The sequence below is a fragment of the Luteococcus sp. Sow4_B9 genome, assembly GCF_052116585.1.
Classification (GTDB): Bacteria; Actinomycetota; Actinomycetes; order Propionibacteriales; family Propionibacteriaceae; genus Luteococcus.
This window is the reverse complement of record NZ_JBQKKT010000065.1, coordinates 1-930: the sequence shown is the minus strand read 5'-3', so window position 1 is coordinate 930 and position 930 is coordinate 1. Positions and strand designations below refer to the sequence as shown.

Here is a 930-nt window from a genome sequence, read left to right as displayed (position 1 = left end):
CTAGGACGTGTTGCTAAATCCATTGCAGAGCGGCGGAGAGGCAGATCCCTGCCGCGTATGACCGGGCGGTCTTGTCGTAGCGGGAAGCGAGTCCGCGCCACTGCTTCACGAAGTTGAAGCACCGCTCGACGACGTTGCGGCCCTTGTAGCGCTCCCGTTGGTCATCGCCGAAGTCGATCGGACGGCCCGGCCGCTTGCGACGGTGCGCGATCTGGTCGTCGCGTTCGGGGATCGTGGCCTTGACGCCGCGCTCGCGCAGCCAGGCCCGGTTCTTCTTCGACGGGTAGCCCTTGTCCGCGAGCACCCGGTCCGGTCTCGTGCGCGCGGGCCCTCGGCCGGGGATGTGGATCTCGTCGAGTACGCAGGTGAACATGCTCGTGTCTGCGACCTGCCCGCCAGTGAGGACGAACGCCAGCGCCCGGGCCTTCCCGTCGCAGACGAGATGGATCTTCGTCGTCAAACCACCCCGTGACCGGCCGATCGCGTGGTCAGGAGGCTCTGGCCCGGACTTCTTGTAGTTCGACGGATCCCCCTGTGACCCGGGGCAGGGTCGCGCCATGCTGGTGGACGCGCGCGATCGAGGAATCCACCGACACGACCCAGTCGATCTCGCCAGCGAGCGACGCCCGCTTCTGCACGTGGGTGAGCAGGTCCTCCCAGACGCCGTCGGTCGCCCAGCGGCGGAAGTTCTTGTAGATCGTGTTCCAGCTCCCGAACCGATCGGGGAGGTCTCGCCACGCCGATCCCGTGCGGAACCGCCACGCGGTCGCCTCGACCACTGTGCGCCGATCCACCGGAGGACGGCCCCGTGTCCTCGCCGGCGGGAACACGTCCCGGATCAGCTCCCAGACCTCGTCCGTGATGACATCTCGCGACACGACTCAAGAATCACCCGAAGGCTCCACACCCACATTTAGCAACACGGCCTAG

At 66.9% G+C, this 930-nt stretch carries 1 pseudogene; it reads right to left on the bottom strand.

What is annotated here, in order from left to right:
* Window positions 1-13: 13 nt before the first annotated feature.
* Window positions 14-878 (bottom strand): annotated as a pseudogene (locus tag ACTQ49_RS14960) (IS5 family transposase).
* Window positions 879-930 lie beyond the last annotated feature (52 nt).